Below are 14305 nucleotides of genomic sequence, written 5' to 3'. Positions count from 1 at the left end.
GATTCCGGAGCTCTCCGGACCTTGGGTATCCCCTGCTCCATGCGGAGCCTGGGGAAGGGGGTTACATGGTTCGCATCCGAGTCCTGGTCGTGGACGACCACCGCATCTTCGCCGAGTCGCTCGCCGCCGCCCTGGCCGCCGAGCCGGACGTCGACGTCTCCGCCGCCGGCAGCGGCCCGGCCGCGCTGCGCTGCCTGGAGCGCGCGGCCGGTGAGGGCCGGCGCTACGACGTCCTGCTGGTCGACGCCGACCTGGGCGGCCGGCTGCCCGGCGTCCGCCCGGCCGTGCCGGTGCAGGAGGGCGACGAGGAGGGCCTGGTCGACGGGATCTCGCTCGTCACCGGGGTCCGGGCCACCCACCCGGCCGTACGGATCGTCGTCCTCGCCGAGAAGGACGACCCGCGCCGCGCGGCCCTCGCGCTCCAGGCGGGGGCGTCCGGCTGGGTCGCCAAGGACTGCTCGCTGTCCCGGCTGCTGACGGTGATCCGGGGGGTGCTGCGTGAGGAGACGCATCTGCCGCCCGCGCTGCTCACCGGCGTGCTGAAGGAGCTGACGGCGGCGCGCAGGCACCGCACCGAGAGCGAGCGGCTGGTGGAGTCCCTCACCCCGCGCGAGCGGGAGGTGCTGCGCTGCATGGTCGCGGGCCTCGGCCGCAAGGCCGTCGCCGAGCGGCTGTTCCTCTCCCCGCACACCGTCCGCACCCATATGCAGAACGTCCTCGGCAAGCTGGGCGTCCACTCCACGCTGGCCGCCGTCGCGCTGGCCCGGCGGGCCGGGGTGGGCCCGGTGGACCTAACCGGGGATGTTGTCGAACGGGGCGGTCAGCTGGCGTAGCAGGCCGGCCAGCTCGGCGCGCTGGGCGCGGGACAGCTCGGCGAGGATCGCCCGCTCCTGCTCCAGCAGCCCCGCCAGCGCCTGGTCCGCGCGGTCGCGGCCCTCGTCGGTCAGCCGGACCAGCACGCCCCGCCGGTCGCTGGGATCGGGCAGCCGCTCGACCAGGCCCTTCTTCGCCAGCCGGTCGATGCGGTTGGTCATCGTGCCCGAGGTGACCAGCGTCTGGGTGAGCAGCTGGCCGGGGGAGAGCTGGTACGGCGTGCCCGCGCGCCGCAGCGCGGTCAGCACGTCGAACTCCCAGGGCTCCAGCTGGTGCTCGGCGAAGGCGAGCCGGCGGGCACGGTCGAGGTGCCGGGCGAGTCGGCTCACCCGGCTGAGCACTTCCAGCGGCTCCACGTCGAGGTCCGGACGCTCCCGGCGCCACGCTGCGACCAGCCGATCGACCTCGTCCTCCATGGAGATCAGTGTAGTGGTTGTGTCGATGTGAAGTCTCTTGATGTCGAGTCTCTTGACATCGAGAGAAACTGGCGGGGACAGTGGGAGCATGACGACGCCGAGCTGGGACCCCGCCCAGTACCTCCGCCACGCCGGGCACCGGGCCCGGCCCTTCGCCGACCTCCTCGCCCGGATCCCCGCCCTCCCCGGCGACCGGCCCCGCATCGCCGACCTCGGCTGCGGCCCCGGCAACGTCACCGCCCTGCTCGCCGGCCGCTGGCCCACCGCCCGCATCACCGGCTACGACAACTCGCCCGAGATGCTCGACAAGGCCCACGTCGACCACGAGGGGCCCACGGCCGGAGGTGGCCGGCTCGACTTCGCCCACGCCGACGTGCGGACCTGGACGCCCACGGAGCCGTACGACCTGATCGTCTCCAACGCCACCCTCCAGTGGGTGCCGGGCCACGCCGACCGCTTCGCCGACTGGATCGCCGCCCTGCGCCCCGGCGGCACCCTCGCCTTCCAGGTCCCCCACAACATCGACGCCCCGCTGCACGCCCTGATGCGCGACCTCGCCGGCACGCCCCGCTGGCGCGACCGCCTCGCCGGCGTCCTGCGCCGCACGGACTCCGTGCACACCCCCGCCACCTACCTGGACCGCCTCACCCGCCTCGGCTGCGCGGCCGACGTGTGGGAGACGACGTACTTCCACGTCCTCCAGGGCGAGGACCCCGTCCTCGACTGGGTGAAGGGCACCGGCCTGCGCCCCGCCCTGACCGCCCTCGCCGACGACCCCCAGGCCCGCGACACGTTCCTCACCGAGTACCGGGACCTGCTGCGGAAGGCGTACCCGAGCGCGCCGTACGGCACGGTCCTGCCGTTCAGGAGGCTGTTCGCCGTGGCCGTGAAGGAGGGCTGAGCGCTCCGGCTCGCCGCGCCCGGCGCGAGGACCGTCGTCGGCAACCGGCTGGAAGCCGGCGCGCTGGGCGCTCAGCTCTTGCGGTGCCCTATCAGGCGCGGCTTCTGCTCCAGGCCGTCCAGGCCGTGCCACGCCAGGTTCACCAGATGGGCCGCCACCTCCGCCTTCTTCGGGCGGCGCACGTCCAGCCACCACTGCCCGGTCAGTGCGACCATGCCGACCAGCGCCTGGGCATACAGGGGAGCGAGCTTGGGGTCGAAGCCGCGCGACTTGAACTCGCGGCCCAGGATGTCCTCCACCTGGGTGGCGATGTCCGAGATGAGGGACGCGAAGGAGCCCGTGGACTGGGGAATCGGGGAGTCGCGGACCAGGATGCGGAAACCGTCCGTGTACTCCTCGATGTAGTCCAGGAGGGCGAACGCCGCCTGCTCGCACAGCTCACGCGGGTGGCCGGCCGTCAGCGAGCTGGTGACCATGTCCAGCAGGCGCCGCATCTCGCGGTCCACGACCACCGCGTACAGCCCCTCCTTGCCGCCGAAGTGCTCGTACACCACCGGCTTGGACACCCCGGCCTTCGCCGCGATCTCCTCCACCGACGTGCCCTCGAACCCCTTGGCGGCGAAGAGGGTGCGACCGATCTCCAGCAGCTGCTGGCGGCGCTCGGCACCGGTCATACGGGTCCGGCGGGTCCGCCGCTGCTTTTCGTTGCCTGAGGTGCTGCTGGAGTCGGTCGCCACGGCGTCAATCATGCCGCCTCGGCCGTCTCCCCCCGGCGCCGGGAGCCGCCTTCCCCGGTGTCACGGCGCGAATCGATACGCGAGCGTGACGGCCAGCGCACGTCGTACGCCCAGCCGAGCAGCTCGAAGATACGGATGAACCGGGCCGAGGAGTCGATCTGGCCGCGCATCACGCCGTGCCGCGCCGACGTCGGGTCCGCGTGGTGCAGGTTGTGCCAGGACTCGCCGCACGACAGCACCGCCAGCCACCACACGTTGCCCGAACGGTCCCGCGACTTGAACGGCCGCTTGCCGACCGCGTGGCAGATCGAGTTGATCGACCAGGTCACATGGTGCAGCAGCGCCACCCGGACGAGTGAACCCCAGAAGAATCCGGTGAACGCGCCCCACCAGGACATCGTCGCCAGACCGCCGATCAGCGGCGGCAGCCCCAGGGACACGGCCGTCCACAGCACGAACTGCCGGGAGATCGCCCGCATCGCCGGGTCCTTGATCAGATCCGGCGCGTACTTGTCCTGCGGGGTCTGCTCCTCGTCGAACATCCAGCCGATGTGCGCCCACCACAGGCCCTTCATCAGCGCCGGAAGCGTCTCGCCGAACCGCCACGGGGAGTGCGGGTCGCCCTCCGCGTCGGAGAACTTGTGATGCCTGCGGTGATCGGCCACCCAGCGCACCAGCGGACCCTCGACCGCCAGCGAACCCATGATCGCGAGCGCGATCCGCAGCGGCCGCTTCGCCTTGAACGAACCGTGGGTGAAGTACCGGTGGAAACCGATCGTGATGCCGTGGCACCCCAGGAAGTAGAAGAAGACCAGCAGGCCCAGATCGAGCCAGCTCACCCCCCATCCCCAGGCCAGCGGCACGGCCGCCACCAGTGCCAGGAACGGCACGGTGATGAACAGGAGCAGCGTGATCTGCTCGATCGAACGCTTCTGCTCGCCGCCCAGCGTGGCGGAGGGAGGGGGTGTGTCGGTGGCCTTACGGGCTTCTTCGATCACATCGGAACTTGAGGTCATGCGCGTCCCCTGTGGGGTCGATGGTCGAGGCAGATGCCGGGCCGCGGCGACCGTACGGGAGGCGACGGTGCTTCCCTACGGTTCCGTAACCTACGGCATCGTAAGTATGGCAGCGTGTCGCGCGGCGGCAAGAGCCCCAGAGCCTGCGCGTCCACATGGCCACCTATCCTTGGACTCGGTCGGACAGCGCGGTCCGCTGAAGTTTCCTTCCCGGACCCTCCGGCCCGTATGCGGCACCCGCCGTGTGTGGCAGCCGGCCGGGTTCCCTCCCAGACGAGCTTCAACACTGCAAGGAGCCGCACCTGTGAGCAGTGCCGACGACCAGACCACCACGACCAGCAGCGAGCTGCGCGCCGACATCCGCCGGCTGGGTGATCTCCTGGGGGAGACCCTCGTCCGGCAGGAAGGCCCCGAGCTCCTCGAACTGGTCGAGAAGGTCCGCCGCCTCACCCGCGAAGACGGTGACGCCGCCGCCGAGCTGCTGCGCGGCACCGAACTGGACACCGCGGCCAAGCTGGTCCGCGCCTTCTCCACCTACTTCCACCTCGCCAACATCACCGAACAGGTGCACCGCGGCCGCGAACTGCGCGCCCGGCGCGCCGCCGAGGGCGGCCTGCTCGCCCGCACGGCCGACCGGCTCAAGGACGCCGACCCCGAGCACCTGAAGCAGACCGTCCAGAACCTCAACGTCCGCCCGGTCTTCACCGCGCACCCCACCGAGGCCGCGCGCCGGTCCGTCCTCAACAAGCTGAGGCGCATCGCCGCGCTCCTGGACACCCCCGTCCTCGACACCGACCGCCGCCGCCACGACGTCCGCCTCGCCGAGAACATCGACCTCGTCTGGCAGACCGACGAACTGCGCGTCGTACGCCCCGAACCCGCCGACGAGGCCCGCAACGCGATCTACTACCTGGACGAGCTGCACGCCGACGCCGTCGGAGACGTCCTGGAGGACCTGACCGCCGAACTGGAACGCGTCGGCGTCAAGCTCCCCGACGACACCCGCCCCCTCACCTTCGGCACCTGGATCGGCGGAGACCGCGACGGCAACCCCAACGTCACCCCCCAGGTCACCTGGGACGTCCTCATCCTCCAGCACGAACACGGCATCAACGACGCCCTGGAGATGATCGACGAACTGCGCGGACTGCTCTCCAACTCCATCCGCTACACCGGCGCCACCGAGGAACTCCTCGACTCCCTCAAGACCGACCTGGAGCTGCTCCCCGAGATCAGCCCCCGCTACAAGCGCCTCAACGCCGAGGAGCCCTACCGGCTCAAGGCCACCTGCATCCGGCAGAAGCTGGAGAACACCAAGCAGCGCCTCGCCAAGGGCACCCCGCACGAGGAAGGCCGCGACTACCTCGGCACCGGCGAACTGCTGAAGGACCTGCGCATCATCCAGGCCTCCCTGCGCGAGCACCGGGGCGGCCTGTTCGCCGACGGCCGCCTCGCCCGCACCATCCGCACCCTCGCCGCCTTCGGCCTCCAGCTCGCCACCATGGACGTCCGTGAACACGCCGACGCCCACCACCACGCCCTCGGCCAGCTCTTCGACCGGCTCGGCGAGGAGTCCTGGCGCTACGCCGACATGCCCCGCGACTACCGCGCCAGGCTCCTCGCCAAGGAACTGCGCTCCAGAAGGCCGCTCGCCCCCACCCCGGCCCCCGTCGACGCCGCCGGGCACAAGACCCTCGGCGTCTTCGAGACCGTCAAGAGGGCCCTGGAGGTCTTCGGCCCCGAGGTCGTCGAGTCCTACATCATCTCCATGTGCCAGGGCGCCGACGACGTCTTCGCCGCCGCCGTCCTCGCCCGCGAGGCCGGACTGCTCGACCTGCACGCCGGCTGGGCCAAGATCGGCATCGTCCCCCTCCTGGAGACCACCGACGAACTGAAGGCCGCCGACACCATCCTGGAGGACATGCTCTCCGACCCGTCCTACCGGCGCCTGGTCGCGCTGCGCGGCGACGTCCAGGAGGTCATGCTCGGCTACTCCGACTCCTCCAAGTTCGGCGGCATCACCACCAGCCAGTGGGAGATCCACCGCGCCCAGCGCCGGCTGCGCGACGTCGCCCACCGCTACGGCGTACGCCTGCGCCTCTTCCACGGCCGCGGCGGCACCGTCGGCCGCGGCGGCGGCCCCTCCCACGACGCCATCCTCGCCCAGCCCTGGGGCACCCTGGAGGGCGAGATCAAGGTCACCGAGCAGGGCGAGGTCATCTCCGACAAGTACCTCATCCCCTCCCTCGCCCGGGAGAACCTGGAACTGACCGTCGCGGCCACCCTCCAGGCCTCCGCCCTGCACACCGCCCCCCGCCAGTCCGACGAGGCCCTCGCCCGCTGGGACGCGGCCATGGACGTCGTCTCCGACGCCGCCCACGCCGCCTACCGCCGCCTGGTCGAGGACCCCGACCTCCCGGCGTACTTCCTCGCCTCCACGCCCGTCGACCAGCTCGCCGAGCTGCACCTGGGCTCGCGGCCCTCCCGCCGCCCCGGCTCGGGCGTCTCGCTCGACGGTCTGCGCGCCATCCCCTGGGTGTTCGGCTGGACCCAGTCCCGGCAGATCGTGCCCGGCTGGTTCGGCGTCGGCTCCGGCCTCAAGGCGCTGCGGGAAACCGGACTGGACACCGTGCTCGGCGAGATGCACGAACAGTGGCACTTCTTCCGCAACTTCATCTCCAACGTCGAGATGACCCTCGCCAAGACGGACCTGCGGATCGCCCAGCACTACGTCGACACCCTCGTCCCCGACGAGCTCAAGCACGTCTTCGACACCATCAAGGCCGAACACGAGCTGACCGTCCGCGAAGTCCTGCGCGTCACCGGCGAGCAGGAACTCCTGGACGCCCAGCCGGTCCTCAAGCAGACCTTCGCCATCCGCGACGCCTACCTGGACCCCATCTCCTACCTCCAGGTCGCCCTGCTCAAGCGGCAGCGCGACGCCGCCGCGGCCGGCACCGACCCCGACCCGCTGCTCTCCCGAGCCCTGCTCCTCACCGTCAACGGCGTGGCGGCGGGCCTGCGCAACACCGGCTGACCCGCTCGCGGAAGAGGGTGCCCCCGAGGTCCTACGACCCCGGGGGCACCCTCTCGCCTCGTCTCACTGCACCGCCGCGAACGCCGCCGTCAGCAGCACCGCGCCGGACAGCCCCAGCACCCACGCCACGCGGGCCAGCCGCATCCCGCCCGCCACCACCACCGAGGCCAGCAGCAGCGCCCCGCCCAACGGCACCCACGCGTACAGGACGCCCGCCGGACCCGACCGCACGGCCTCCGCGGTACCGGGCTTCAGCACCACGGCGTAGGTCGCCCCCGTACGCACCGCCACCGACTTCCCGATCTCCACGCGCGCGCGTGGCCGCGCCCCCGCCGACGTCGGCGTGAACGGCCCCGCACAGGTCTCCCCGGCACACCGCGTCACCGTCACCGTGCCGGACTCACGCCCCTTCGCCAGCATCACGTGCTGGGCGGTCCCCCAGGACCCCCGCACCCCGGCGAACAGAATCAGCGCGGCGAGCGCACCCATCGCCGCCACCCGCCCGAACCGCAACGCGGACACGGACGCCTGACGAGCGGTACTGGCTGAGGCAGGCATGGCCGGGATCATTGGCCATACCCCTACGGCCGGTCAACTCCCGGCGGGACCAAGCCAGGACAAGTCAGGAGTTGTACGCGCTCTGCGCCCGCTCCAGCCCCTCCGTCACCAGACACTCCACCGCGTCCGCCGCACGGTCCACGAACCAGTCCAGCTCCTTGCGCTCCGCCGACGAGAAGTCCTTCAGCACGAAGTCCGCCACCTGCATCCGGCCCGGCGGCCGGCCGATCCCGCACCGCACCCGGTGGTAGTCCGCACCCATCGCCTTCGTCATCGACTTCAGACCGTTGTGCCCGTTGTCACCGCCGCCCAGCTTCAGCCGCAGCGTCGCGTAGTCGATGTCCAGCTCGTCATGGACCGCGACGACGTTCCCCACCGGAACCTTGTAGAAGTCCCGCAGCGCGTTCACCGGACCACCGGACAGGTTCATGTACGACATCGGCTTCGCCAGCACCACCCGACGGCTCCCCGGCCCCGCCGGACCGATCCGCCCCTCCAGCACCTGCGCCTGCGCCTTGCCCGCCCGCTTGAACTTCCCCCCGATCCGCTCCGCGAGCAGGTCGGCCACCATGAACCCGATGTTGTGCCGGTTCATGGCGTACTCCGGCCCGGGATTGCCGAGCCCGACGATGAGCCAGGGATCACTGGCGGCGGTGGTCACGTCCATGTCTCCTTGATACGCGCCAGCCGCCGCCCCCGGCGAGGGAGGCGGCGGCTGACCAGATGATGACGACGGGGAGGATCAGGCCTCCGCCGCCTCCTCGCCCTCGGCGGCCTCGCCCTCGGTCTCCTCGGCCTGGGCCTGGAGGACCTGGATCACCACGGCGTCCTCCTCCACGGCCAGGGACACGCCGTTCGGCAGCGTGATGTCCTTCGCGTGGATGGAGGCACCGGCCGCCAGACCCTCGACGGAGACGGTGACCTGCTCCGGGATGTGCGTGGCCTCGGCCTCGACCGGCAGCGCGTCCAGGACGTGCTCCAGCAGGTTGCCGCCCGGGGCCAGCTCGCCCTCGACGTGCACCGGGATCTCGACCGTGACCTTCTCGCCACGCTTGACCAGCAGCAGGTCGACGTGCTCCAGGAAGCCCTTCAGCGGGTCGCGCTGCACGGCCTTCGGGATCGCCAGCTCGTTGGTCTCGCCGTCGATGTCCAGGGAGATCAGGACGTTCGGCGTACGCAGCGCCAGCAGCAGGTCGTGGCCCGGCAGGGTCAGGTGCAGCGGGTCGGAGCCGTGGCCGTACAGAACGACGGGCACCTTGTTGTCACGGCGGATGCGGCGGGCCGCACCCTTGCCGAACTCGGTGCGGGTCTCGGCGCTGAGCTTCACCTCGGACATGTGGATCACTCCTCGTAGGAACTCGGAACGGACGTGGTCACCCGGCCACGAACGGCCTGCTACGAAGAGCGCGTCGATAACGGACCGCCGTACACGAGTACGGCCTCCCTCGCCGAGCAACTGCAGCAGTCTACTCGGAGGGGGAGGCCGTACCCAAAACGATCACCTACCGGTGCGCAAGAGGATGCGCAAGGGGGTGCGGAAGCGAGTGCGGAAGTGAGTGCAGAAACCTCACTGCTCGTCGAAGAGGCTGGTCACCGAGCCGTCCTCGAACACCTCACGCACCGCACTCGCGATCGTCGGAGCGATCGACAACACCTTGATCTTGTCCAGATCCGCCGCCAGCTCACCCGGCGTCGGCAGCGTGTTCGTGAACACGAACTCACTCACCCGCGAGTTCTTCAACCGATCGGCCGCCGGACCCGACAGCACACCATGCGTCGCCGTCACGATGACATCCTCCGCACCGTGCGCGAACAACGCGTCCGCAGCCGCACAGATCGTGCCACCCGTGTCGATCATGTCGTCCACCAGGACACACACACGACCCTTGACCTCACCCACGACCTCGTGGACGGTCACCTGATTCGCCACGTCCTTGTCACGACGCTTGTGCACGATGGCCAGCGGCGCACCGAGCCGGTCACACCACCGGTCCGCCACCCGCACCCGGCCCGCGTCCGGCGACACCACCGTCAGCTTCTCCCGGTCCACCTTCGCACCCACGTAGTCCGCCAGCAGCGGCAGCGCGAACAAGTGGTCCACAGGGCCGTCGAAGAAACCCTGGATCTGATCCGTGTGCAGATCCACCGTCAGGATGCGGTCCGCACCCGCCGTCTTCATCAGATCCGCGATCAGACGCGCCGAAATCGGTTCACGACCCCGGTGCTTCTTGTCCTGCCGCGCGTAACCGTAGAACGGCACGATCACGGTGATCGACCGCGCCGAAGCACGCTTCAGCGCATCGATCATGATCAACTGCTCCATGATCCACTTGTTGATCGGAGCCGTGTGGCTCTGGATCAGGAAGCAATCCGCACCACGAGCCGACTCCTGGTAACGGACGTAGATCTCACCATTCGCGAAGTCGAAGGCCTTCGTCGGGACGACCCCGACACCCAGCTGCTGGGCGACCTCCTCGGCAAGCTCGGGGTGGGCGCGGCCGGAGAAGAACATCATCTTCTTCTCGCCGGTCGTCTTGATCCCGGTCACAGCACAGTCTCCTCAGAGGTTGTCTCAGCCAGCCGGCTGCTCGGCGACCTCTCGGCTGGGCGTGAGAGGCCGAATCAGCTGGTAAGGGTGCAGGGTGCACACGTGCGGAAGTGCACTTATCACGTTACGCCGTGTTCGGCGCACGCGTTTCCGGTCAGTCCTCGTTCCCACCCGACCGGGACGACGCCTCGGCCGCCTTCGCCGCCGCGCTCCCCGGACGCTTCCGAGCCACCCAACCCTCGATATTCCGCTGCTGACCACGGGCCACGGCCAGCGAACCAGGCGGCACATCCTTCGTGATCACCGACCCGGCAGCGGTGTAGGCACCGTCCCCGACCGTGACAGGAGCCACAAACATGTTGTCCGCACCGGTCCGGCAATGCGACCCCACCGTGGTGTGATGCTTGTCCTGACCGTCGTAGTTCACGAACACACTCGCCGCCCCGATGTTCGTGTACTCACCGATCCTCGCGTCCCCCACATACGACAGATGCGGCACCTTCGTACCCTCACCGATGGACGCGTTCTTCGTCTCCACGTACGTCCCGATCTTTCCCTTGGCACCCAGCCGGGTCCCCGGCCGCAGATACGCGTACGGCCCCACGGACGCCTGCGGCCCCACCACAGCCCCGTCCGACACCGTGTTGTCCACCCGCGCCCCCGCACCCACCTCGGTGTCCTTCAGCCGGCTGTTGGGCCCCACCTCGGCACCCTCACCCAGCCGCGTCGACCCCGTCAGCTGCGTCCCCGGATGCACCACCACGTCCCGCTCGAAGGTCACCGTCACATCGACCCACGTGGTCGCCGGGTCGACGATCGTGACCCCCTCCAGCATCGCCCGCTCCAGCAGCCGGTCGTTCAGGATCCGCCGCGCCTCGGCGAGCTGCACCCGGTTGTTGATCCCGGCGATCTCACGGTGATCGGCCGCCACCGACGCCCCCACCCGGTGCCCGGCCTCCCGCAGGATCCCCAGCACGTCCGTGAGGTACTCCTCACCCTGACTGTTGTCCGTCCGCACCTTCTTCAGCGCGTCCGCCAGCAGCTGCCCGTCGAACGCGAACACACCGCTGTTGATCTCCCGGATCTCCCGCTGCGCCTCGGACGCGTCCTTGTGCTCCACGATCGCCGTGACGGCACCCGTCGTCTCGTCCCGCACGATCCGGCCATAACCGGTCGCGTCCGGGACCTCGGCGGTCAGCACGGTCACGGCGTTGCCGTCGGCGCCGTGCGTCTCGGTCAGCCGCCGAAGCGTGCCGGCGGTGAGCAGCGGGGTGTCCCCGCACACGACCACGACCGTCCCCTCGACGGACCCGCCCAGCTCCTCCAGCCCCATCCGCACGGCGTGCCCCGTGCCGTTCTGCTCCGCCTGCACGGCGGTCCTGGTGGCCGGATCGATCTCGGCGAGGTGCGCGCCGACCTGCTCACGGGCGTGGCCCACCACGACGACGAGGTGCTGCGGGTCCAGCTCACGTGCGGCGGCCAGTACGTGTCCGACCAGGGAACGGCCGCAGATGTCGTGCAGGACCTTCGGTGTGGCCGACCTCATACGGGTGCCCTCACCCGCTGCGAGAACGACGACGGCGGCCGGGCGAATGGCGCTCACGGGGTTGCCCTTCGGCTGTGGGTGGGTGGGGGTGACAGCCGCAGGATACCGGGGTGGGTTGAGGGGGACATGAGTGCGGGCCCTGACGGTGGTGTTACCGGTCAGGACCCGAACTTAGGTTTTGTGTGCTGTGAGCTCCCGGAGAAGGATTCGAACCCTCATTCAACGGACCAAAACCGTTTGTCCTACCCTTAGACGATCCGGGATAGTTGGTGCACTATGTCCGAATTCATTGATCGGCCTCGTGCACGGCCTCCACTATGCCGTACCAAGAGCCTTCGATGCGACGGTACAAGTCGGCGCCTTTCAGGACTTTGATCACGAGGCAGCCGCGGTGGTCGTCGCCGGTGTTCTTGCGCACCGTCTTCGGGTTGTGCTTCTTCAGCGTCGTCTTGTTGAACATGGAGGGGTCAGCGCCGACCAGGTCGGCCCAGTAGTGCTCGGCTCCGTCCACGTCGGCATTCTCGTGGATCATCACGGTGAACCGCAGGCGCTTCCGCTCTACTTGAAGCAGGTCGAGCCACGCCAGGAAGACCCTGATCATTCCAGGGTCGCTGTTCACGAAGGCGACGTTCTCCCGGCGGTCGTACGGCTTGTCCTTACCGCCCTCGGCCCAGTAAAGGCCCACGCCCACCAGGAACAGCTCGCGCGTCGACAGTCCGCCGACCGACCGCTTGGCCTCTTCCTTCGTCCGCCGCCGTTCGTGGTCCCGGATGCGCAGCTTCTCCTGCCAGCCCTTGCGGGCGATGGCTGCGGCTTCCTCGGGGGTTCGTCGCCGCTCCGGCTTCGGCAGATCCCGCACCCACAGCGACACGGAGCTCCGCGAGCAGCCCAGTTCCGCCTCGATCTGGTCGTACGTCCAGCCCTGGAGCCGTAGCTCTCGTGCCCGTGCTCGCAGGTCGTCCTTGGCCCTCGGGCGCATCGTCCACTCCGGCGGTGGTTCGCCCTTCACCAGTCGGTTGAGGATGTCGTTGTTGTAGATCTTCAGCTCGTCGCGGATCTGCCGGAGGCTGCGGCCGGCCCGGCGGAGTGCCACGGCCTGTTCCCTGAGCCCCTCAAAGTCGGCGTATTTGCCCGGTGAATGTGCCATACGCATACCGTCCGGACGGAATGGGGGGTTCCGGGGTCGAACGGGGGAGGTTCACCAGTTCGAGGGATAGCGGGTGGTTTCGAGGTCGTTCGGTTACGGAGTGTGGCGTGTGGTGGTAGGCGAAAGTCACCGGAAATGCCGCACCGCTCGCCCGTAGGCTGGACGCATGACCATGACGGGGGAAGACCACGAGAGGGCGCTGACCGGCCCTTGGTGGTGGGTGAGGCGGCGCAGTGCGGTGTTCGACGGGGCGCTGGCGCTGGTGTCCGCCGTGGAGTGCGCGGCGGAGGGGGTTCCGTTCGCGCGGGACGCGGGGATTCCGGCGTCCGTGGGGATCGTGTTCGGTCTGGTCGCCGGTTCGGTGCTGCTGGTGCGCCGGAAGTGGCCGATCGCGGTGGTGCTGGTGGCGATCGCGATCACGCCCGCGCAGATGGGTTTCCTGATGGGCGTGGTCGGTCTGTACACGCTGGCCGCGTGTGAGCTGCCGCGGCGGGTGATCGGGGCGTTGTCGGGGATGTCGCTGCTGGGGACGGCGGTGGTGACGTTCGTGCGGGTGCGGCAGGACATGTCGCGCGGGGATCTGACGCTGGGTGACTGGTTCGTGCCGTTCGCGGCGGTGACGACGGCGTTGGGGCTGACGGCTCCGCCGGTGTTGCTGGGGCTGTACGTGGGGGCGCGGCGGCGGTTGATGGAGAGCTTGCGGGAGCGGGCGGACAGTCTGGAGCGGGAGCTGCAGTTGCTCGCGGAGCGGGCGGAGGAGCGGGCGGAGTGGGCGCGTAACGAGGAGCGGACGCGGATCGCTCGGGAGATGCATGACGTGGTCGCGCACCGGGTGAGTCTGATGGTGGTGCATGCGGCGGCGTTGCAGGCGGTGGCGCGGAAGGACCCGGAGAAGGCGGTGCGCAATGCCGCGTTGGTGGGGGACATGGGGCGGCAGGCGTTGACCGAGTTGCGGGAGATGCTGGGGGTGCTGCGGGCGGGGGAGGACGCGGGCCGGCGTGCCGCGTCGGCGCCGTTGGTGGCGGTGGGGGAGGCGGCCGCGGCGGCGGCTTCCCGGGTGGCCGAGGCGGAGGGGGCGGTGGAGGGGCCGTGTCTGTCGGAGCTGGACGAGTTGATCGGGCAGTCGGCGGCGGCGGGGATGGTGGTGGATCTGTCGGTGGAGGGGGAGGTGCGGTCGTATGCGGCGGAGGTCGAGCAGACGGCGTACCGGGTGGTGCAGGAGGCGTTGACGAACGTCCACAAGCACGCGGCGGGTGCGAAGACGCATGTGCGGTTGGCGCACCGGGTGTCGGAGATCGCGATGCAGGTGGAGAACGAGCCGCCGCCGGAGCCGGCGTCGGCGTCGGCGGCGGGGTTGCCGTCGGGTGGGAACGGTCTGGTGGGGATGCGGGAGCGGGTCGTGGCGCTGGGCGGGGTGTTCGTGTCGGGTCCGACGGACGCGGGGGGTTTCCGGGTGTCGGCGGTGATCCCGGCGTAGGGGTGGGTGACCTTGTCGTGGCGGGGGCATACAGGGGGCGGGTCGCCGG

Annotated in this window: 13 protein-coding genes and 1 tRNA gene; 4 read left to right on the top strand and 10 right to left on the bottom strand. The window is 70.0% G+C overall.

Annotated features, from left to right (window positions below):
* Window positions 1-65 precede the first annotated feature (65 nt).
* Window positions 66-833 (top strand): LuxR C-terminal-related transcriptional regulator, encoded by a 768-nt coding sequence (locus ACH4LD_RS08255; RefSeq protein ID WP_398055430.1) that lies wholly within the window; start codon window positions 66-68, stop codon window positions 831-833.
* Here ACH4LD_RS08255 and tamR read toward each other — a convergent pair.
* The gene (gene tamR / locus ACH4LD_RS08250; protein ID WP_014673201.1) at window positions 792-1289 is read right to left on the bottom strand and encodes a MarR family transcriptional regulator TamR; all 498 of its coding nucleotides are present in this window, start codon (window positions 1287-1289) and stop codon (window positions 792-794) included. The two genes, ACH4LD_RS08255 and tamR, sit on opposite strands and share 42 nt — an antisense overlap.
* Before the next feature lie 88 nt (window positions 1290-1377).
* Between tamR and ACH4LD_RS08245 the strand changes: the two genes are divergently transcribed.
* On the top strand, window positions 1378-2190 hold the full coding sequence (locus tag ACH4LD_RS08245) for a trans-aconitate 2-methyltransferase (protein WP_398055429.1): 813 nt from the start codon (window positions 1378-1380) through the stop codon (window positions 2188-2190).
* 71 nt (window positions 2191-2261) lie between these two features.
* On the opposite strand, the gene ACH4LD_RS08240 is transcribed toward ACH4LD_RS08245, so the two are convergent.
* The gene (locus tag ACH4LD_RS08240) at window positions 2262-2939 is read right to left on the bottom strand and encodes a TetR family transcriptional regulator (RefSeq protein WP_398055428.1); all 678 of its coding nucleotides are present in this window, start codon (window positions 2937-2939) and stop codon (window positions 2262-2264) included.
* Complete coding sequence (locus ACH4LD_RS08235) at window positions 2936-3943, bottom strand: fatty acid desaturase (protein ID WP_132785239.1); 1008 nt, start codon at window positions 3941-3943, stop codon at window positions 2936-2938. The genes ACH4LD_RS08240 and ACH4LD_RS08235 overlap by 4 nt, the downstream gene beginning before the upstream one ends.
* Window positions 3944-4247: 304 nt before the next feature.
* Here ACH4LD_RS08235 and ppc point away from each other — a divergent pair, with 304 nt between their 5' ends.
* Window positions 4248-6980, top strand: a complete 2733-nt coding sequence (ppc, locus tag ACH4LD_RS08230) for a phosphoenolpyruvate carboxylase (RefSeq protein WP_398055427.1) — start codon at window positions 4248-4250, stop codon at window positions 6978-6980.
* A 63-nt stretch (window positions 6981-7043) separates the two neighbouring features.
* On the opposite strand, the gene ACH4LD_RS08225 is transcribed toward ppc, so the two are convergent.
* From ACH4LD_RS08225 to ACH4LD_RS08195, 7 genes are all read right to left on the bottom strand, one after another.
* Entirely contained in the window at window positions 7044-7550 is a 507-nt protein-coding gene (locus ACH4LD_RS08225) for a hypothetical protein (RefSeq protein WP_398055426.1), read from the bottom strand.
* A gap of 52 nt (window positions 7551-7602) precedes the next feature.
* A complete protein-coding gene (gene pth, locus ACH4LD_RS08220) occupies window positions 7603-8205 on the bottom strand; it encodes an aminoacyl-tRNA hydrolase (RefSeq protein WP_103809917.1) in 603 nt (200 codons plus the stop codon).
* Between the two features lie 75 nt (window positions 8206-8280).
* Entirely contained in the window at window positions 8281-8874 is a 594-nt protein-coding gene (locus ACH4LD_RS08215) for a 50S ribosomal protein L25/general stress protein Ctc (protein WP_398055425.1), read from the bottom strand.
* 231 nt (window positions 8875-9105) lie between these two features.
* On the bottom strand, window positions 9106-10086 hold the full coding sequence (locus ACH4LD_RS08210) for a ribose-phosphate diphosphokinase (protein ID WP_103809919.1): 981 nt from the start codon (window positions 10084-10086) through the stop codon (window positions 9106-9108).
* A 154-nt stretch (window positions 10087-10240) separates the two neighbouring features.
* Window positions 10241-11689, bottom strand: coding sequence for a bifunctional UDP-N-acetylglucosamine diphosphorylase/glucosamine-1-phosphate N-acetyltransferase GlmU (gene glmU, locus ACH4LD_RS08205; RefSeq protein ID WP_398055424.1), 1449 nt, complete (start codon window positions 11687-11689; stop codon window positions 10241-10243).
* Between the two features lie 135 nt (window positions 11690-11824).
* Window positions 11825-11895: transfer RNA gene (locus ACH4LD_RS08200), tRNA-Gln, on the bottom strand.
* A 23-nt stretch (window positions 11896-11918) separates the two neighbouring features.
* A complete protein-coding gene (locus tag ACH4LD_RS08195) occupies window positions 11919-12779 on the bottom strand; it encodes a helix-turn-helix domain-containing protein (protein WP_398055423.1) in 861 nt (286 codons plus the stop codon).
* 166 nt (window positions 12780-12945) lie between these two features.
* Between ACH4LD_RS08195 and ACH4LD_RS08190 the strand changes: the two genes are divergently transcribed.
* Complete coding sequence (locus ACH4LD_RS08190) at window positions 12946-14256, top strand: sensor histidine kinase (protein WP_398055422.1); 1311 nt, start codon at window positions 12946-12948, stop codon at window positions 14254-14256.
* Window positions 14257-14305: the final 49 nt, after the last annotated feature.

Source organism: Streptomyces sp. NPDC017676 (assembly GCF_044329325.1).
Taxonomy (GTDB): Bacteria; Actinomycetota; Actinomycetes; order Streptomycetales; family Streptomycetaceae; genus Streptomyces.
The sequence above is the reverse complement of the archived record's forward strand: the minus strand, read 5'-3'. Positions and strand labels throughout refer to the sequence as shown.